Raw genomic sequence first — 19,746 nt, 5'->3', positions numbered from 1 at the left:
GCTGCTCACAGTGCCGCGCCTTCGGCATCGTGAGCAGCGAGGCATCGAAACAGACGGTCTAAACTTCCGGAGTGAACATCTCCGAACCCGCGCCCGGCGTCCACTTCGTCGAAGGACCCGCATCCAACTGGCTCATCGTCCGTAGTGCACCGGCCCCAACGGGCGACTCCGGCTTCATCCTGATCGACGGCGGCTACCCCGCCGACCGCGACCTGGTGCTGCAGTCTGTCCGCGAACTCGGCCTGGACCCTGCCGATGCCAAAGCCATGCTCATCACCCATGGACACGTGGACCACACGGGATCGGCCGCCTACTTCTCAAGGACTTTCGGCACAGCCATCCTGTGCTCCCCCGAAGAACTTGCCCACGTCCAAGGCAAGGAGAAGCACCAGGTCACCCTGGGCCAGGTCCTGGCCCGGGTGTGGCGTCCGAAGGTGTTCCGCTGGATGCTCCACGTCATCAAGGCAAAGGCCCTGCAGGCAGAGCCGGCCACGCATGCAGAAGCCTGGACCCAGGACAGGCTCGCCGGTCTTCCGGGCAAACCCACGCCGATTGCAGTGCCGGGCCACACTCCGGGCAACGTAGCGATCCTGCTGCCGGATGCGGGAGCGATTGCCGTAGGAGACACATTTGTCAGCGGGCATCCGATCAGCAGCAGGCAAGGCCCGCAGATGCTGCACAGGATGTTCCACCACGATCCTGCGGCCGCCCTCGAAGCAACCCGCCGGCTGGAGGAAGTCCAAGCACGCGTGATCCTCCCGGGGCACGGACCCGCGCTGCACCTGCCCGTGGCCGAAGCGGTGAACCAACTGCACTCCTAGGAACGCAAAACCCGTTTCGATGGCTCGCTGCGGATCATGCCGCGCGTACGGCATGGCCCGCAGCGAAGCCCCGAAACGGGCGTCTGCGCTGGAACTACATGTGCACGTGAAGGCGGCGTGCAGCTTCCGAGATGGATCCTGTCAGCGACGGGTACACGGTGAAAGCGCTCGCGACGTCGTCAACATGCAGTTTCTGGGTCACGGCCACGGAGATCGGGAAGATCAGTTCCGAAGCGTTCGGCCCCACCACCACGCCACCAATGACGGTGCCGGATCCCTTGCGGGCGATGATCTTGACGAAGCCGTCCTTGGTGTTGCGCATCTTGGCACGGGCGTTGCTGAGCAGGGACAGCATCACGACATCGCCCTGGTACTTACCGGATGCGAGGTCGGCCTCCGAAACGCCCACGGAGGCGATCTCCGGGGACGTGAAGATGTTGGACGCCACCTGGTTGAGCTTGAGCGGCTTCACGCCGTCGCCCATGAAGTGTGCAATCGCGATGCGGCCCTGCATGGCAGCAACGGAAGCCAACGCGAAAACACCCGTGCAGTCGCCGGCAGCGTAGATGTTGGGGGCCGTGGTGCGGGAAACGCCGTCAACCTTGATGTGCCCGGATTCGGTCAGCGTCACGCCGGCTTCCTCGAGTCCGACGCCGGCCGTGTTCGGGATGGATCCGACACATACCAGGCAGTGTGAGCCCGTGACGACGGAACCGTCACCCAAGGTGACCTTCACGCCGTCGTCCGTCCGCTCTACCGCGTTGGCCCGCGACTTGGACAAAACGCGCACGCCGCGGCGCTCGAAGACGCCTTCCAGCAGTTTGGCGGCGTCGGTGTCCTCGCCGGGGAGGACCTGGTCGCGGCTGGAGATGAGGGTGACCTTGGAGCCCAGGCCGTTGTAGGCGGAGGCGAATTCGGCGCCGGTCACACCCGAACCCACCACGATCAGTTCCTCGGGCAGTTCGTCCAGGTTGTAGATCTGGGCCCAGTTGAGGATGCGCTCGCCGTCGGGCTTTGCAGTGGGAAGTTCGCGCGGGTGGGCGCCGACGGCCAGGAGGATGGCGTCGGCGTCGATGGTCCGGGTTCCTTCGAGGGTCAGGACCTCAATGGTGTTGTTGTCCAGCAGCCGGCCGGAGCCAATGACGATTTCCACGCCCAGGCGCTCGAGGCCGGCGCGGATGTCGTTGGACTGGCCGTGGGCGAGGTTCAGGACGCGGTCGTTGATGTGCTTGAGGTCGGCGCGGGGCTTGGAGGCCGTGCCGTCGCCGTCGAACTTGACTCCAAGCTCGTCCGCCTCACCCACGCGGGTCATGAGGTCGGCGGTGGCGATCAGGGTCTTGGAAGGCACGACGTCGGTCAGCACGGCGGATCCGCCGAGGCCGGCACGCTCAATGATGGTGACGTGGGCGCCGAGCGAGGCGGCTACCATGGCAGCTTCGTATCCGCCGGGACCACCTCCCAGGATCGCGATACGGGGGGCACTGAAGTCAACTTGGGTGGTCACAATCCTCAATTCTCGCTCATTGCCTCCGTGGCTGCCAGTCAGCCCACCCTCACCTCCGCCCCTACCTGATTCAGCTGGCGGCAAGGTAGCTTGTACCAGTGAGTAACACTGAGCTGATGAACACAGACCCTTTCGAAGCCGCACAGGCCGCCGCAGACTTCATAGCCGCGGAGACCGGCGTCGAGTCCCACGACGTAGCGCTGGTGCTCGGATCCGGCTGGGCCGAAGCCGCCGATCTGATCGGCGAAACGACGGCCACACTGAACGCCTCGGAGGTCCCGGGCTTCCACAAACCAGCCGTGGTGGGGCACGTCGGCACCATCCGCTCCGTCCTCACCAAGGAGGGCAAGCGAGCCTTGGTCCTTGGCGCCAGGACGCACTACTACGAAGGCCGCGGCGTCCGCTCTGTCGTGCACGGCGTACGCACTGCGGCAGCCGCCGGATGCAAGACGCTGGTACTGACCAACGGCTGCGGCGGACTCAACGAGGATTGGACCCCGGGCACTCCGGTACTCATCAGCGACCACATCAACCTCACAGCAACATCGCCGCTGGAGGGCGCCACGTTCGTGGACCTCACGGACCTCTACTCCTCGCGCATCCGTACGCTGGCCCGTGAGGTTGATTCCTCCCTGCAGGAGGGCGTGTACGCGCAGTTCACCGGTCCGCACTACGAGACACCCGCCGAGGTGCAGTACGCCAAGCGGATCGGAGCGGACCTGGTAGGAATGTCCACCGCGCTGGAGGCAATTGCCGGCCGGCACGCGGGCATGGAAGTCTTCGGTATCTCCTTGGTTACCAACCTCGCTGCAGGCATCAGCCCGGTTCCCCTCAGCCACGCCGAGGTACTGGAAGCGGGACAGGCGGCCGGAAAGCGTATCTCCAAGCTCCTGGCGGAAATCATCGCCAAGCTCTGATCCACCAGCAACAATGCGCGGCCACCGCCTGGGTGCCCGCGCATTGTTGTTTAACCGTCAATGGAGTGTGCACGCTAACAGGCACGGCCGAAAGTAAACGCACAGTAAATTCCCAGATTAAATAAGATTTATTGCGCAACATTTGATTCCTGACGCTGGCCTGTGGCACGCGCGCCCGTTGGCAATGTAAGCGCTTGCGCATCTACCGGCGGGTAGCCCGGACGACCCACGAAACACCCTTTGATTTGCGGCCTAACACGTGTCTAGCGTGGAGTGTGCTCCGGTAAGTCGACGTGCCGGAGCCATGTGCGGCGAGCGCCCTGACGGGCTCACCGCCACCTCGAAACGATGGCGTCCCTCGAAGACGCCACCAGCGGATCGAGGGACGCCGGAGTAGAGATCCCCAACCGGGGAACAGGGCATGCGCCCCACTCCACGAAGTCCAACACTCCGCGAGAAGAGCAAGCATGAACACGCACTCAACCCCTCAACGGCCGCGGCGCCGTCTGCGACGGGCAGTAGCCGTCGCAGCAGCAGCCAGCGTGGCGGGCAGCATCCTGCTGGTCACGCCGGCGGCACAGGCAAACCTGCCGGCCGATCCGCCGTCGAGCACCATGCCGGCGCCCACGCCCGGCTTCCCGCTGCCGAGCCAGCACACCCAGCAGGCCTATGACCCGGCCGCGGACTTCACGTCCAAATGGACGCGCGCCGACGCCAAACAGATCATGGCCCAGAGCAACACCAATGTGACACCCGGCCAGAACTCCATGAGCCCCAACGTCACCATGCCGGAAATCCCCAAGGACTTCCCCGCCATGAACGACGACGTCTGGGTTTGGGACACCTGGTCATTGACTGACGAGAACGCCAACCAGATCAGCTACAAGGGCTGGGATGTCATCTTCGCCCTGGTTGCCGACCGGCACGCCGGCTACGGCTTCGACCAACGCCACTGGAACGCCCGGATCGGCTACTTCTTCCGGAAGACCAACGCCGATCCCGCCAAGGACAAGTGGAACTACGGCGGACACCTGTTCCTGGACAACACCTCCATCGGCAACACCGAATGGTCCGGTTCCACCCGCCTTATGCAGGGCAACAAGATCAATGTGTTCTACACGGCCACCACGTTCTACGACGTCGCCGAACGGAACGCAGGCGGTGGCGGGATCGCTCCCGACGCTGCGATCGCCAAAGCCCTGGGCAACATCCACGCCACCAAGAACGGCGTGACCTTCGACGGCTTCCAGCACACCAAGCTGCTGGAACCGGACGGAAAGCTCTACCAGAACAAGGCCCAGAACCCGGGCTTCGCGTTCCGTGATCCGTACACCTTCAGCGACCCTGCGCACCCGGGCAAAACCTACATGGTGTTCGAAGGCAACACCGGCGGCACCCGCGGCTCCTACAAGTGCAAGCAGGAAGACCTGGGCTACCGGCCCGGCGATCCCCACGCCGAGACCGTCGACCAGGTCAACAGCACCACCGGCGCCTGGTACCAGACCGCCAACGTGGGCCTGGCAGTAGCGGACAACAAGGACCTCACAAAGTGGACCTTCCTTCCCCCGATCCTGTCAGCGAACTGCGTCAACGACCAGACTGAGCGTCCGCAGATCTTCATCCAGAACGAGAACGGCAAGAACAAGTACTACCTGTTCACCATCAGCCACCAGTTCACCTATGCCGACGGCATGCGTGGCCCCGACGGCGTCTACGGCTTCGTAGGCGACGGCGTCCGCTCCGACTACCAGCCGGTGAACAACAGCGGGCTGGCCCTGGGCTCGCCCACGGACCTGAACATGCCGGCCAACGCACCGGAGGGTCCCGACCCCCGCCAGAACGGGCGGCAGTTCCAGGCCTACTCGCACTACGTGCAGCCCGGCGGCCTCGTCCAGTCGTTCATCGACAACGTCGACGGCGTCCGCGGCGGCTCCCTGTCACCCACCGTGAAGATGAACTTCAAGGGCGGCGTGACCCAGGTTGACCGCAGCTTCGGCCAGAACGGCCTCGGTCCGTTCGGCTACCTGCCCACCAACGTCCGCGTTGGCGGTGAAGGCCTCTACAAGTAGGCCGGCACACCCCGGCCGTCAGGCCACGGCAGGGGTGCCGGTTCCAGAAGAGCCGGCACCCCTGCCACCCCCAACCCTTCAGGATTTCTCCCCATGACTTACCCCAACCCCCTCCTGTCCCGCCGCCGGATGCTGGCCGCAAGTGCCGCCGTCGTGGTCTCTTTCGCTGCTGCCTCCTGCACAGCCGGCCCGACGCCGTCCCCCACCCCGGCGGGCCGGACGCCTACGCCTTCAGACCCGTGGCGTCCCGTGGCGCACCTGACAGCCGAAAAGAACTGGCTCAACGACCCCAACGGACTGGTCTACCACGACGGCACCTACCACGCGTTCTACCAGTACAACCCGCGTGCGAACTCGTGGGGCAACATGTCCTGGGGCCACTCCACCAGCACCGACCTGGTGCACTGGGAGCAGCAGCCTCTGGCCATGGAGGCGAGCGGCGAGGAAGAGATCTTCTCCGGCTGCATGGTGATGGACACCAAGAACGCCTCGGGCCTCGGTTCGGCGGAAAACCCGCCCATGGTTGCCCTTTACACCAGCGCTTACGGCAAGAACGGCGCGCTCCCCCAAGGCGCCCAGGCCCAGTCCGTCGCCTACAGCCTTGACGGCGGCACCAAATGGCAGAAATACCAGGGCAATCCAGTCCTCAACCTCACGCCTACCAACAACAACTTCCGGGACCCCAAGGTCTTCTGGTACGAGCCGGGCCAGTACTGGGTGATGACCACGGTGGTGGCAGACGCCCAGGTGGTCAAGCTCTTCAAGTCCACCGACCTGCTCCACTGGGACTACCTCAGCGATTTCTCCGGCGCGGGTGCGCAAGGAGGACTCTGGGAAGTGCCCGAGCTTGTCAGGATGAACGTGGAAGGCTCAACCGCCAAGAAGTGGGTCATGCTGCTGAGCATCAACCCCGGCGGCATCGCTGGAGGTTCGGGCATGCAGTACTTCGTGGGCGAATTCGACGGCACGCACTTCACGGCAGAGAACGCGGCAGCCCCGGACGCACCCCTCAGCGACTCACAATGGCTCGACCACGGCGCGGACTACTACGCGGCGAACTCCATTACCGGCGCGCCAGGGGAAAAGCCCGTGCTGCTGGGCTGGATGGGCAACTGGGACTACGCCCAGCACGTTCCCACGACACCCTGGCGGGGTTCCATGGCGATTCCCAGGGAGCTGACCCTGGTCCGGGGCGGGCACCGTTACGAGCTGCGCTCGGCCATCGCCACCGCAGCCCGGGAGGCCCTGGAACGCCGCAGCGGTGAGGTCAGAAGGAAAAACCTCACCATCGGCTCCTCAGTCCAGGACCTGGGAGCGGACTTCACGGGACGCAGCCAGCTGATCGAACTGGAGCTGGACCTTGGATCGTCCAAGGAGGCCGGGGTCACCCTGCGCCAATCCTCCGACGGCACCTCCGGCTTGCGCGTCTCCTACACCAAGGAAACCCGGACCCTGAAGGTCGACCGTTCGCAGGCGGGAACCACCAACTTCTCCGAGAAATTCAGCCCGTACCACCAAGTCCCGCTTCCTTCTGCCGGGAGCGACGGGAAAGTCCGGCTCACCATCCTCCTCGATGCCTCGTCCGTGGAAGTCTTCGCCCAGGATGGCGTGGCCGTCATATCGGACACGTTCTTCCCGGATTGGGACGCTACGGGATCATCAGTGTTCAGCGTGGACGGCGAATCCACCATCTCGGTGCAATCCCGTCCCCTCTAAAGGCAACGCGGGGTCGGATATGGCCCATTACGACCCTGTTTATGGGCCATACCCGACCCCGCCTTGCCCTTGCTGTGCGCAATGAGGATAGTTTTGACCCTATGACATCCAGCGATGCCGCATTTGAACAGCTGATCACCGACGCCCGCCACTGGGCTTCCCAAGACCCGGACCCGACGACGACGGCGGCGCTCCTGGAGCTCGCCGACCTCGCCGGCGCGGGCGATGCGGGAGCTGCCCAGGAGCTGGGCGACAGCTTCAACGGCACCCTCCAGTTCGGCACGGCAGGCCTCCGCGCAGCCCTCGGTCCAGGTCCGAACCGCATGAACCGCGTGGTCGTCCGCCGGGCAGCAGCGGGCCTGGCGGCCTTCCTCACCGAAACCGTCGCCGCGGCGGCCCCGGGAACCCGGCCACGCGCCGTCGTCGGTTTCGACGCCCGCCACAACTCGGACATCTTCGCGGAAGAAACGGCCGCCATATTCACAGCCGCGGGCATCGAAACGTTCCTCATGCCGGCCGCGCTTCCAACGCCGTTGCTCGCCTACGCGGTCAGGAAGCTCGACTGCGACGGCGGCGTGATGGTCACTGCCAGCCACAACCCGCCGCAGGACAACGGCTACAAGGTCTACTTGGGCCGCCATGCGGTGTCCGAGAGCGGCCGGGGTGCCCAGATCGTCGCACCGTACGACGCCAAAATCGCGGCGAAGATCGAGGCCGTCGGTGCCTTGGAGTCCATCGAGTTGGCCGATTCCGGCTGGTCAGTACTGCCGACGTCCATCGCCTCGGACTACGAATCCGCAATGGCCGGGCTGGTCGACCGTGAACACTTCCCGGCGCGGGAGCTGAAGATTGTCCTGACTCCGATGCACGGGGTGGGCGGCGGGACGGCCGTCTCCGTCCTGAATGGGGCAGGGTTCAGCGACGTCACCCTGGTGGCCGAGCAGGCCGAACCGGACCCCGACTTCCCCACCGTCGCTTTTCCGAACCCGGAAGAACCCGGGGCGTTGGACTTGGCACTCGCTGCGGCGGCTGCTGCCGGCGCGGACATCGTGCTGGCCAATGATCCCGACGCCGACCGCGCCGCCGTCGCTGCCTTGGACCCCACGACCAATGCCTGGCGCATGCTGCGTGGCGATGAAGTCGGAGCCCTCCTGGGAGCGCACATTGTGGCGCGTTTGGCCGCTGCCGCACCCGACGAGCCGCATGCCGGCGTATTCGCCAACTCGATCGTTTCTTCACGGCTGCTCTCGCGGATTGCGGCCGCCGCGGGCTACGCCCACGAAGAAACACTCACGGGTTTCAAGTGGATTTCCCGCGTGCCGGGCCTCACCTACGGTTACGAGGAAGCCCTGGGCTACTGTGTGGCACCGGAGCTGGTCAGGGACAAGGACGGTATTTCAGCCGCTGTGCTGATCGCCGAGCTGGCGGCAGCCGCCAAAGCTGAAGGCAGGACGATCTTCGACACCCTGGACGACCTGTACCTCGTGCACGGCCTTCACGCGAGCGATCAATTGAGCATCCGGGTTGCTGACCTGGGTCTTCTCGACGCCATGATGAACCGGCTCCGGGTTAACCCGCCGGAAGCGTTCGGAGGGTCCACGGTGGAGGTTTCCGTTGACCTGGCCGAAGGCAGCGACAACCTTCCTCCGACGGATGGGCTGCTGTACATCACTCGCGACCAGAGCCGTGTCATCATCCGGCCCAGCGGCACCGAACCGAAGCTCAAGTGCTACCTCGAAGTGATCCGCCCCGTGGAATCCGCGGCGGAACTCGCGGAAGCACGCCAAGCCGCGCGGACCTCCCTGGACGATGTCCTCAGGGATGTCCGCGAAGCACTGGGACAGTAACTTCCTAGAGCCCGACCTCAACGAAGCCGTCCACCAAGCGTGTAGCGAAGGCGTCAAGGCGGAGCTCGGGATTGGTGAAGCACTCACCCGTTTCAAGGTCGTAAACCTCTTTGTGAAGCGGCGAGGCGATGGTGGGCCGGCTTCCGCGGGACCCGATGATGCCGCGCGCCATGACGTTGGCGAGTGTCGCCGGGTCCTGCTGGGCTACGGCGAAGACTTCCGAAGGCCCGGTGCGGAACAGCGCAACCTGCCGGCCTTCGATCAGTGCTGCTTCTCCCCAGGCGGGCTCAAGTTCGTCCAGCGGGCACACACGGTGCCAGGTGGCGGCTGCGGCCGGGCCCCCGGCACTGTCAAGAGTCTCGGCACGGTCCAGAATTACGGTCATTTCAGCCCCTCTCACTGTGTCCGGGTGCTGGCATATTCGGTCATCACTCCCCGGACCGGGCCACGCTTGCGGCCACTCCTCCACGCTAGGACCGGGGTGTTTCAGCCGGGGTGCTCGTTTGTGTCCGGCGGGTAAAAGACACCTCACACGAGCTGAAACGCGTTCGTGATGCAGAAGTTAAGACCACGAAACAAAAGGGAAACTGAAGCGAAACTGCCCGTCCCTAGGCTGGGATCACAAGTTGCGGAGATCCGTCTGCAACATCTGCGAAAGGCCCACCAGTGACCGGACACACTTCAAGCACAGTGACTCCACGCCGCGTCGTCGTTATCGGCGGCGGACCTGCTGCCCACCGTTTCACCGACGCCATGGTCAATCGCGGTCTTGAAGGCTGGCAGCTCACGGTACTGACCGAGGAGGCACACCTCCCCTACGACCGCGTGGCATTGAGCAAGGCCCTCACCGAAACCGACGTCGACCTCACCTTGGGCGACGCCTCCATGTGGGACCACCAGGCGGTGGAGTTGAAGACCGGCGAGCGCGCGGTCAGGATTGATCCCGTTGCCCGGAACGTGGTGACCGCGGCGGGCAACGTTTACGGATATGACCATTTGGTGGTCGCTACGGGTTCCGATGCCGCCCGGCTCCCCATTCCCGGGTCCGAGCACACCCACGTTTACCGCACGCTCGAGGACGTTTGGTCCATCAACAAGGCCATCGAGGAATTGACCGCGAAACTCGGCCGGAAGGTCAACGCGGTAACCATCGGCGGCGGCCTCCTGGGACTCGAATCGGCTGCCGGCACGGAGCAACTCGGGGCGACGCCTGTGGTCATCAACGGCTCGCCGTGGCTGATGAACACCCAATTGGACGAAGGCGCCGGCCAGGCTTTGGGCCGCTTGATCGCGGCCAAGGGGTTCGAAGTGCACGGCGGTGTCTTCCCCTCCGAAGTGAAAACGGACGACGACGGCCAGGTCACCGGAGTCCTGATGGCTGACGGACGCACCATCGACGCCGACCTCGTGATTGTGGCCATCGGTGTCAGGCCCCGCGACGAACTGTTCCGCGCAGCCGAAGGCGAAGAGCAGCTGTTCAGCCTGGGCCAGCGCGGCGGCGTGGTCATCAACGATTTCTGCGCCACCGAAGTGGAGGGCATCTGGGCCATCGGCGAAGTGGCCAACTTCGAGGGCATGTGCCTGGGCCTCGTGGCTCCCGCCAACACCATGGCCGAGATCGTGGCGGACCGGCTGCACGGCGGTGAGGCGACATTCCCCGGTTTTGACACTGCCACCAAGCTGAAGTTGTCCGGTGTGGACGTTGCCAGCTTCGGCGATGCCTTCGCCAGGACCGAACACGCACTTGAAATCGTCTACGCCGACCCCGCTCGCGGCGTTTACCAGAAGATCGTTACTACCGACGACGCAAAGACCCTCCTGGGTGGCATCTTCGTGGGCGACGCTTCGCCCTACATGAGCCTTCGCCCGCTCCTGGGCCGCGAGCTGTCCGCCGAACCGGGTGCCTACCTGAGCGCCGCCGGTGGTGGCGAGGCTCCGGAGACCGAACTTCCCGATGACGCGATCCTGTGCTCGTGCAACAACGTGGCCGCCGGAACCATCCGTGACACCATCAACGGCTGCGGCGCCTGTGAAGGCAACGCCCCCGTGCAGGAACTCAGCGAACTCAAGGGCTGCACCCGTGCCGGAACCCAGTGCGGTTCCTGCGTTCCGATGCTGAAGAAGCTCCTGGAAGGCGAACTCACCAAGTCCGGCATCGAGGTCTCCAAGGCCCTCTGCGAGCACATCAGCCTTTCCCGTCAGGAACTCTTCGATGCCATCCGTGTCCTGGAGCTCACGTCCTTCGAAGACATCATGGCCAAGTACGGCACCGGTGCCGGTTGCGACATCTGCAAGCCGACCATCGCTTCCATCCTGGCCAGCCAGCACTCCGCCTACGTCCTGGACGCCGGGCGTGGTTCCCTGCAGGACACCAACGACCGCGCCCTTGCGAACATGCAGAAGGACGGCACCTACTCCGTGGTTCCCCGCATCGCCGGCGGCGAGATTACGCCCAAGGGGCTAGGTGTCATCGCTGCGGTGGCTGAGAAGTACAACCTGTACACCAAGATCACCGGCGGCCAGCGCATAGATATGTTCGGTGCCCGCCTTGAGCAACTGCCGGATATCTGGAAGGAACTGGTGGACGCCGGCTTCGAGTCCGGCCAGGCTTACGGCAAGAGCCTGCGCACGGTGAAGTCCTGTGTTGGATCCACGTGGTGCCGCTTCGGTGTCCAGGATTCCGTGGCCATGGCCATCGCACTGGAACTGCGCTACCGGGGCCTGCGCAGCCCGCACAAGCTCAAGATGGGTGTTTCCGGTTGCGCCCGCGAGTGCGCCGAAGCCCGGGGCAAGGATGTCGGCGTGATCGCCACCGCGGACGGCTGGAACCTTTACGTTGGCGGCAACGGTGGTGCCACTCCGGCGCACGCCAAACTGCTTGCCAAGGACCTGGACGACGAAACGCTGCTGAAGTACATCGACCGTTACCTGATGTACTACATCCGGACGGCCGACCGCCTGCAGCGCACTGCCCGCTGGCAGGAAGAACTCGACGGCGACATCAAGCACGTCGAGGACGTGGTGGTCCACGACTCCCTGGGCATTGCCGCTGAGCTCGAGGCCGCCATGGCCAAGCACATCGACACCTACGAGGACGAGTGGGCCGAGACGTTGAAGGATCCGGAGCGCCTCCGCCGTTTCCGTTCCTTCGTCAACGCCCCCAACCAAAAGGACGAGTCCATCTCCTTCGTTCCGGAGCGCGGCCAGATCCGCCCTGCCACGAACGAAGAAAAGGGCGGCGTGCTCATCGCCTCCACCATCCCGGTCCGCAGCGAATAACAAGGGGTCCCCATGCAGCTCACCATTGACCTGACCGACCGTGATGTCCTGGTCACAGGATCCGACAAAACCGCCCGCCAGGCCGTCCGCCGCTATCGGAGCGCCGGAGCCAACGTCTACCGGCTGAGCACGCCCGACGGCGCACCGGCCGACGGCCAGCTCCCCGAGCGTCCGTTCCTGGTGGCGGTAGTGGACGACGGCGACGACGGCTGGGGTGCGCTGGTGGACCGGTGCCGTGAGGCCGGCATCCCTGTTGCGTTCGAACCGCAGCCGGGCGCCGAAGGCCACGTGACATTGGTGGGCGGAGGTCCTGGAAGCCTTGAGCTGCTTACCGTGGGCGCTGTCGATGCTTTGCGGGATGCCGACGTCGTCTTCTTCGACCGTCTGGCCCCCTACCAGGAGCTGGCGGGCCTGACCTCCGCGGACCTCGTGGATGTGGGGAAGCAGCCCGGCCTACACAAGGTGACGCAGCGCGACATTGAGAAGCTCATGGTGGAAGCGGCGCTGCTGGGCAAGAACGTGGTCAGGCTCAAGGGCGGTGACCCCTACGTCTTCGGTCGGGGCGGGGAAGAGGTAGCCGCTTGTGTTGCGGCCGGTGTTCCGGTCCGGGTGATTTCCGGCGTCACCAGCGCCATCTCCGTGCCTGCTGCCGCGGGCATCCCGGTGACGCACCGCGAAGTGAGCCACATGTTCACGGTAGTGTCAGGGCACGCGCCCCTGACGGAAAAGGAGCACACCCACCTTGCCGGACTCGGCGGGACGATCATTGTCCTCATGGGCATCGGTACTCTCCCCCAGTTGGCCGCCGGACTGCGTCGGGCAGGGATGGATCGTGAAATGCCGATGGCTGTGGTGGAACGTGGGTATCGGCCGGGCCAACGCACCACAATTGCCGACCTCGGTAGTATCGAAACAGCAGCGACCGGCTGCAGCAACCCTGCCGTGCTGGTGATCGGCGAGGTGGTCCGGGTGGCCGAGGCCAACCGGAATCACGCCGAAGCATCCGCTGAACTGAGCCGACTCGCGGCTTCGCTTCTTGAAGCCTGAAGGTAAGAACACATGACTGTTGCACGTGCCATCGAAAGCCTGGACCCCAATGCCGCTCCGGACACTTCCGAGGCGCCCGAGGCGCCCTTGGACGGATTCCGCATCGGCGTCACCTCGCACCGCCGTTCCCGTGACCTCATCGAGGCCCTGGAGAGGCGCGGCGCCAGTGTCCTGCACGCCCCTGCCCTGAAGATCGCCCCGGTCCAGGAGGACATGATCCTCGTAGAGGACACCCGGACCATCATCGAAGCGAAGCCGGATATTTGCATCGCCACCACCGCCTACGGCATGCGCCGCTGGTGCGAGGCGGCCGATTCTTTTGGCATCGGCGAGCAGCTCCTGGAGACCTTGTCCGCCTGCCGCATGTTCGTCAGGGGGCCCAAGGCCCGCGGTGCAGTCCGCGCGGCCGGGCTTGCCGACGTCGGAATCAGCAGCGACGAAACCACCGCAACCTTGGTGGACATGCTGCTGGTGGAGGGAGTTCGCGGCAAGACCGTGGCTGTGCAGTTGCACGGGTACACGGACGTTCGCCAGCTCGAGCGGCTCCGCATGTCCGGCGCGACCGTGCTGACGGTAACTCCCTACCGGTGGGTGAAGCCCGATGGTGAGGACAAGTTGCCGCGCCTGATCGAGGCCGTGGTCAATGGGAACCTGGACGTCCTGACCTTCACCAGCGCCCCGGCAGTGGACGCCATGTGGAGCACGGCGCATGAGATGGGCCTCTACCGACAGCTCATTGAAGCGCTCAAGGGCCCGGTGACGGTCGCCGCGGTCGGGCCGGTGACTGCCCAGCCCCTGGTCGACGCCGGGCTGACGCCCCTGATCCCCGACCGTTACCGCATGGGTGCGCTTATTCGGCTTGTGACCGAGCACTTGTCCTTGAACCATGTCCGCCGCCTGGAGACGAAGAGTGCCACCATCGAGCTGCGCGGACGGTGCCTGCGGATCAACGGCGAAGTGGTGGAGCTGGCCCCCGCTCCCCTCCTGCTGTTGCGGGCGTTGCTCGGCGCGGGCGGCGCGGTCTTGTCGCGTGAGGCGCTCTCTGACCTGTTGGATCTGCGCGGTTCCGTGCACGCCTTGGACATGACGGTCAGCCGGCTTCGGTCCGCGCTCCCGGACGGCAAGCTCGTGGAAACAGTGGTCAAACGCGGATATCGGCTGCGGGCCTAGGGTTGCGGCCCTGCTACGCCGCTTTCACCAAGGGCAGTTCATCCCAGTTGGTGGTGTAGCGGGGGCTGAGCATATCCCTCTTCATTGACCAGTCCGGGCCGCCCTTGATGCCGGCATGCCCCAATCCGATGGAGCCGCGGCCATAGCGTTTGCTGACCTCCTCCAGCAAGCTTCCGATACCCCGTTCCTCGTGGCGGTTCTCGAAGATCTCCAAGGGCTTCTGGTTGCCGCTGGGACGGAGGTCGGTGACCATGATTCCGGCCTTGGCGTACCTGACGCCCTCCTGGATTTTGGGGACCAGGGCGTGCGCAGCCTTGGTGAGCAGCACGGGATCGGCGGTGGGCATGGGCAGCTTGACGTTCACAGCAGGAAACGATTTGTCGTTCGGGTTGTACACCGACGTTGCTGCGAACGCCGTCAGCAGCTTGGCTTGGAGGTCGTGCTTGGCCAGCCTGGCGCTGGCCATCTGCCCGTAGACGCTGAGCACCTGCCGCAGCTGGGCCGCCGTCGTAATCGGCGTCGAGAACGAACGCGAGAAGATCAGCTGGTCCCGTCCGATCCTTTCCTCTTCCATGGGGATGCACGGCGTTCCCTGCAGTTCCAGGACGGTGCGCATCATGACGATGGAGAACTTGTCCCGGAGGGCCACGGGATCTGCCCGAACCAGGTCCAGGATTGAAAAGATGCCCATCGCATTCAGCCGCTTGGTGAGCCTGGTAGCCACGCCCCAGATCTCGATGACGGACAGCCGGGCCATGAGCGCTTCGCGCCGGGCTTCAGGAACCGAATCCCAACGGCACACGCCGTTGAAAGCCGGATTGTGTTTGGCCCATTTGTTGGCCAGCTTGGCAAGCGTTTTGGTGCGGGCGATTCCGACGCACACCGGAACTCCAACGTTCCTGCGGCAAGCATCCTTGATGGTTCGCCCCAGCTGCAGCAACTCCTCTGGCCGGCCCTTGACGCCCAGGAACGCTTCGTCGATCGAATAGACCTCTTGCCACGCCGAGTAGCGCCGCAATAGCTCCATGACGCGCGAGCTGATGTCTCCGTATAGTTCGTAATTGCTGGACAGCGCAATGAGCCCCCATTCCTTGGCCCGTGGAGCCAGCTTGAACCATGGGTCGCCCAGCCCGATGCCAAGCTGCTTCGCCTCCGGCGACCTCGTCACGGCGCAACCGTCATTGTTGGAGAGCACGATCAGGGGTTTGCCCTCCAACGCGGGATTGAAGGCCCGTTCTGCTGAGGCATAGAAACAATTGATGTCCACGTGGGCGATCTCCTGCATCGTGTGCATAAGGGCCGGCCTGGACATGCTCCTCCTCGATTGGTCACTAACATGCGCGACCTCGGAAAATAGGAGGACACGCCGCTGATTCGAAGATATGTTCGAATAAGTCAACTGTACCGCCACCCACCGACAACGAAACTTCTTTGAGCAATTGAGCCCGCTTCAGGAGGAAAGGGCTTGGCTAATCACCCATGCGCGGCACCACGATGCCATCGGCTCCGCAGTGGAGCACGAGATCGCTGCTTCCGTCCGTCAGTATGCAGTCATTGGGGTCGAAGACCTCTGTGGCGGACAGCCACGGGACAGTTCGTTGCCAGAGTCCCCACGATTTTTGTGAGTAAACGGAATAGGTTTGTGGATCGAAACCTGATTGTTCGACGACGACACTGTCTCCGCTGCTTGCCGTCACTTGGGCGTATGTTGCCGCCGCGGCGGCTAGCCCCATGCCGGCAGCATATATAGACCACGGCAGAGCCGCCGTGGCACTGGCCAGAACTGCAAGAACGGCAGTCAGCCGACGGATCCGGCCGCGTGGAATCCGCGCGACCAGCGCCGGTACCAGCAGAACCAGCGCTGCCAAGGCGGCAGCCCCGCTCAGAAGGTGACAACAGAGAATGAGCGTCCACCCCGGCATGACGAAGTAGACCAGAACCTCAGGCCATGAATCACTGACCCACGCTGCGGAAGCTTGGGCTGCTACTCCCAGCAGCACCGAGACGAGGGCCAACACGATGCCCCACTTGAGGCGCCGCCGCGCTGCGGTAGATCGCGCCGAATCCGTTTCCGCGGAAACCTCCGTCCCCACTCGAGAAGCGCCCAACCGGGTCGCCGTTACATCGTCGCCTGGCAACCGTTTCCTTACACCGTCATCCAACCACGCTTTTGACGTCATCGTGGAGCTTTGGCCAGCGGAGCCAACGAGGAGCCGGGGCTGTTTGCGCAGGCCTTATTGCGCACGTTACGAAACATCCCGCCCTCCGGACTGCGGAAAAGTCCGAAGAGCGGGATATTTCGCGCTATGAGATTCACACCATGAGCCCGGCTACGGGCGGGCGGCGGCGTCCTTCTTGTGCACCAGATAGATGGCCCCGGTAGTGACGTCCTCTTCAAGCGCTTCCAGGGTGCGCCCACGGGTCTCAGGGACCTGGGTGTAGATGAAGATGAGGGCCGCGATGCCCACGCCGCCGAACAGGAAAAAGGTTCCGGTGATCCCCACGCCGGCCACCAGGGTCGGGAAGAACAGGCCCAGCAGCGCGTTGGCGATCCACAGGCAGAATACCGACAGGCCGATGGCGAAACCACGGACGTGAAGCGGGAAGATCTCCGACAGCATGACCCAGACGGCGATATTCAGGAACGTCTGCATCGAGCCGACGAACGCCACCACCAGGAACAGGATCACGAATGGACGGGCCTCGTTTCCTACGGGAAGGAGGACGGAGGCGATGCCGATCAGGAAGTGGCATGCCGTGGTCAAGGTGAAGCCCAGGAGCAGGGTGGTGCGGCGGTTGACGCGCTGCATCAACGTCAGGGCAATGACGCCTCCGACCACCGCGATCACGCCGGGAGCGATGTTGGCGATGAGGGCTGCGTTGGAGTCGAATCCAGCCTCGACCAGCACCGACTGACCGTAGTACATGATCGAGTTGATGCCGGTCAGCTGCTGGGCCACACCCAAGCCGATGCCGACCAGGATGATGCGAAGGATCCACTTGTCTTTGAGCGCGCCCCACGACGTCGCCTTCGACGCCCGCTCTTCGTCGGCGAGGTGCTTGACGTCGGCCATTTCGGCCTCTGCGCGTTCCACTGACCGGATCGTCTTGAGGACAACGAGGGCTTCTTCCCAACGGCCCTTGGATATCAGCCAGCGCGGCGATTCGGGCATCCGGAGCATGCCGAAGAACAACGCGATGGCAGGCAGTGCGGCAACGGCGAGCATGAGGCGCCATACTCCCCCGAACTCTCCCCAGACGTTACCGATGATGGCATTGACGACAAACGCCGCCAGCTGGCCGATAACGATCATGAGCTCATTCCGGCCGGCCAGCGAGCCCCGGATCTCGTAGGGCGCCAGTTCGGCAAGGAAGACAGGCACCACGGTGGACGCTCCGCCGACGGCAAGGCCGAGAACAACGCGTCCGAGCACCATCACTTCAAAGTTGGGCGCGAAGACGCAGGCGATGGTGCCGGCCAGGAACAGCACCGCGAGCAGGAGGATGGACTTGCGGCGGCCCCACGAATCGGACAGGCGGCCACCTCCCACGGCTCCGGCTGCCGCACCGAACAACAGGGAGCTGGTCACGATCCCTTCCGTCAGGGGCGTCAGGCCGAGATCGGCCGTCATGGGCCTCAGGGCACCGTTGATGACACCAGTGTCATAGCCGAACAGCAGTCCGCCGAAGGTTGCAACCAGGGCTACGAGGCCAAGGCGCTTTCTGTGCGGGCCGTTGGTCAGCGGAGGAAGGGCGGCCGCTTGGGCGCCTTCCCGCTGCATTTGCGTTGCAGACATCAGGACTCCTTTGTCAGTGTGTTGCGGGTCATACTCATCCGCTCTGAGTACAGACTAACGCGCGAAAGGCTTAAATGTAAGGTCAAACTAACAAACACCCGAATTAACCCTTTCTGTGACGTGGGAAGATGGAGGACATGGCCCCCGACCGCCCACTCCGCCCAGCTACGCAAAGTGATGTCGCCCGGGAAGTAGGCGTTTCCCGAACATTGGTGTCTTTCGCCTTCCGGGGCGCTCCTGGAGTCAGCGCCGAAACCAAAGAAGCCATTTTCGAAGCCGCCCGGCGTCTCGGATACCGACCCAACGCCGTAGCCGCCGACCTGGCACGCAAGCACCGCTCCGCCGTCGGGCTTTACCTGATGGATATCCGCAACGAGGTCTATGCCGACATTCTCAGCGGCGTCCGCGTGGCCCTCCCGCAGGACGGCAACCGGCTCATCCTGAGCGTATCCCGCTCGGTTGATGGTGTTGACCGGGGCGCGCTGGAGTCGCTCATAGAGGCTCGGGCCGGAATCATCATCGCCGCCACGCTCTTGGATCCGGACGAACGCGTGCAGGAACTGGCGCAGATCGTGCCGCTGGTCAGCGTCACACGGCCGGTACCGGGCGTGGACAGCGTCTATTCGGATGACGTCGTCGGGGCCAGGGCCGCGACTGAACATCTCCTCACCCTCGGGCACCGGCGCATCGCCCATCTGGCGGGTCCCGTGTACGACGGACACACCGTCCGCAGGCGGAGCTACCAACAAGCCATGCGCGACGCCGGGCTGAAGCCCCAAACGCTGGCGGCCGAGGACTTCACGCAGGAAGCCGGGGAACGCGCCACCATGCTCCTCCTCAAACAACCCGAGCGCCCGACGGCGATTTTCACGCACAACGACCAACTGGCCCTGGGCGCCCGCGAAGCCGCCTATTCCCTGGGCTTGTCCATCCCGCAGGACCTGTCGCTGGTGGGCTATGACAATTCGCGGATCGCCAAGCTTCACGGCATTGACCTCACGACAGTGGACCTCCATGCCGCAGTGTTGGGCCAAAGGGCGGGCGCGATAGCGCTGGAACGGCTCGGAAACCCGGAGGGCCCCATCGCCGACGAAAGGCTCACGCCTGAGCTGGTGGTCCGCAACTCAACAGCACCGCCGCCCCTTCAGACGTGATGCAGGCACGTGGTTGCGACGCCCCAAATAGTCAACTCCGACAAGGCAGCCACCCTGATGTCCGGGAATGCAGGGTTGTCCGCCTGCAGCACCACGCCCGTCGGGGTGATGCGCAAGCGTTTGATGGTCAGCTCACCATCCAGGACAGCCACGACGACGGACCCATCCTTGGGTTCCAGCGCCCGGTTGACGATCAGCTCGTCTCCGTCGCTGATGCCGGCGGCCTCCATCGATTGGCCGGTCACCCGGACGACGAACGTGCTGGTGACGTCTTTGATCAGGTGCTCGTTCAGGTCGATGCGGCCATCGAAGTAGTCCTGCGCCGGCGAGGGATACCCCGCAGCCACGGACACGGGAGCCAACAGCACCGACATCAAGGACAAGCCCGCATCTATCACGCGGGGGCCGACTATCACGCCCACAAC

General features: G+C 64.4%; 15 protein-coding genes. 9 read left to right on the top strand and 6 right to left on the bottom strand.

Annotated elements, in window-relative coordinates:
* Nucleotides 1-71: 71 nt before the first annotated feature.
* On the top strand, nucleotides 72-821 hold the full coding sequence (locus tag PYR64_RS04980) for an MBL fold metallo-hydrolase (RefSeq protein WP_275778703.1): 750 nt from the start codon (nucleotides 72-74) through the stop codon (nucleotides 819-821).
* A 94-nt stretch (nucleotides 822-915) separates the two neighbouring features.
* Here the strand turns inward: PYR64_RS04980 and PYR64_RS04975 are convergent, their stop codons facing one another.
* Complete coding sequence (locus PYR64_RS04975) at nucleotides 916-2,325, bottom strand: NAD(P)H-quinone dehydrogenase (protein ID WP_026267116.1); 1,410 nt, start codon at nucleotides 2,323-2,325, stop codon at nucleotides 916-918.
* A 116-nt stretch (nucleotides 2,326-2,441) separates the two neighbouring features.
* On the opposite strand from PYR64_RS04975, the gene PYR64_RS04970 reads away from it, so the two are divergent.
* The 4 genes from PYR64_RS04970 to PYR64_RS04955 all read left to right on the top strand — a co-directional run bounded on the left by PYR64_RS04970 (nucleotide 2,442) and on the right by PYR64_RS04955 (nucleotide 8,874).
* Nucleotides 2,442-3,242 carry a purine-nucleoside phosphorylase gene (locus PYR64_RS04970; RefSeq protein WP_018777383.1) on the top strand — a complete coding sequence of 267 codons (801 nt, stop codon included), beginning with the start codon at nucleotides 2,442-2,444 and terminating at the stop codon, nucleotides 3,240-3,242.
* Between the two features lie 467 nt (nucleotides 3,243-3,709).
* Nucleotides 3,710-5,311 (top strand): glycoside hydrolase family 68 protein, encoded by a 1,602-nt coding sequence (locus PYR64_RS04965; protein WP_018777382.1) that lies wholly within the window; start codon nucleotides 3,710-3,712, stop codon nucleotides 5,309-5,311.
* A gap of 93 nt (nucleotides 5,312-5,404) precedes the next feature.
* Entirely contained in the window at nucleotides 5,405-7,027 is a 1,623-nt protein-coding gene (locus PYR64_RS04960) for a glycoside hydrolase family 32 protein (RefSeq protein ID WP_275778700.1), read from the top strand.
* 101 nt (nucleotides 7,028-7,128) lie between these two features.
* Nucleotides 7,129-8,874 (top strand): phospho-sugar mutase, encoded by a 1,746-nt coding sequence (locus tag PYR64_RS04955; protein ID WP_275778698.1) that lies wholly within the window; start codon nucleotides 7,129-7,131, stop codon nucleotides 8,872-8,874.
* A gap of 4 nt (nucleotides 8,875-8,878) precedes the next feature.
* On the opposite strand, the gene nirD is transcribed toward PYR64_RS04955, so the two are convergent.
* Nucleotides 8,879-9,259, bottom strand: coding sequence for a nitrite reductase small subunit NirD (gene nirD, locus PYR64_RS04950; protein ID WP_018777379.1), 381 nt, complete (start codon nucleotides 9,257-9,259; stop codon nucleotides 8,879-8,881).
* 281 nt (nucleotides 9,260-9,540) lie between these two features.
* Between nirD and nirB the strand changes: the two genes are divergently transcribed.
* From nirB to PYR64_RS04935, 3 genes are read left to right on the top strand one after another with little or no spacing between them, the layout of a single operon-like run.
* Nucleotides 9,541-12,153: a nitrite reductase large subunit NirB gene (gene nirB, locus PYR64_RS04945; protein ID WP_055974963.1), complete on the top strand. Its 2,613-nt coding sequence runs from the start codon at nucleotides 9,541-9,543 to the stop codon at nucleotides 12,151-12,153.
* A 12-nt stretch (nucleotides 12,154-12,165) separates the two neighbouring features.
* Nucleotides 12,166-13,200, top strand: coding sequence for a uroporphyrinogen-III C-methyltransferase (cobA, locus tag PYR64_RS04940; RefSeq protein ID WP_275778696.1), 1,035 nt, complete (start codon nucleotides 12,166-12,168; stop codon nucleotides 13,198-13,200).
* A gap of 12 nt (nucleotides 13,201-13,212) precedes the next feature.
* Nucleotides 13,213-14,370, top strand: coding sequence for a uroporphyrinogen-III synthase (locus PYR64_RS04935; protein ID WP_055974960.1), 1,158 nt, complete (start codon nucleotides 13,213-13,215; stop codon nucleotides 14,368-14,370).
* A gap of 13 nt (nucleotides 14,371-14,383) precedes the next feature.
* On the opposite strand, the gene PYR64_RS04930 is transcribed toward PYR64_RS04935, so the two are convergent.
* The 3 genes from PYR64_RS04930 to PYR64_RS04920 all read right to left on the bottom strand — a co-directional run bounded on the left by PYR64_RS04930 (nucleotide 14,384) and on the right by PYR64_RS04920 (nucleotide 18,170).
* On the bottom strand, nucleotides 14,384-15,682 hold the full coding sequence (locus PYR64_RS04930; RefSeq protein WP_020608514.1) for a Y-family DNA polymerase: 1,299 nt from the start codon (nucleotides 15,680-15,682) through the stop codon (nucleotides 14,384-14,386).
* A gap of 157 nt (nucleotides 15,683-15,839) precedes the next feature.
* On the bottom strand, nucleotides 15,840-16,463 hold the full coding sequence (locus PYR64_RS04925; RefSeq protein ID WP_275778695.1) for a hypothetical protein: 624 nt from the start codon (nucleotides 16,461-16,463) through the stop codon (nucleotides 15,840-15,842).
* Nucleotides 16,464-16,700: 237 nt separating this feature from the next.
* A complete protein-coding gene (locus tag PYR64_RS04920) occupies nucleotides 16,701-18,170 on the bottom strand; it encodes a sugar porter family MFS transporter (RefSeq protein WP_255520268.1) in 1,470 nt (489 codons plus the stop codon).
* Nucleotides 18,171-18,304: 134 nt separating this feature from the next.
* Between PYR64_RS04920 and PYR64_RS04915 the strand changes: the two genes are divergently transcribed.
* Nucleotides 18,305-19,321 carry a LacI family DNA-binding transcriptional regulator gene (locus tag PYR64_RS04915; RefSeq protein WP_018777372.1) on the top strand — a complete coding sequence of 339 codons (1,017 nt, stop codon included), beginning with the start codon at nucleotides 18,305-18,307 and terminating at the stop codon, nucleotides 19,319-19,321.
* On the opposite strand, the gene umuD is transcribed toward PYR64_RS04915, so the two are convergent.
* The gene (gene umuD / locus PYR64_RS04910; protein ID WP_018777371.1) at nucleotides 19,312-19,743 is read right to left on the bottom strand and encodes a translesion error-prone DNA polymerase V autoproteolytic subunit; all 432 of its coding nucleotides are present in this window, start codon (nucleotides 19,741-19,743) and stop codon (nucleotides 19,312-19,314) included. The genes PYR64_RS04915 and umuD overlap by 10 nt on opposite strands.
* Nucleotides 19,744-19,746 lie beyond the last annotated feature (3 nt).

It is taken from the genome of Paenarthrobacter sp. Y-19 (assembly GCF_029223985.1).
GTDB lineage: Bacteria > Actinomycetota > Actinomycetes > Actinomycetales > Micrococcaceae > Arthrobacter > Arthrobacter nicotinovorans.
Note: the sequence above shows the minus strand (reverse complement) of the source record. Positions and strands in the feature narration are given on the sequence as shown.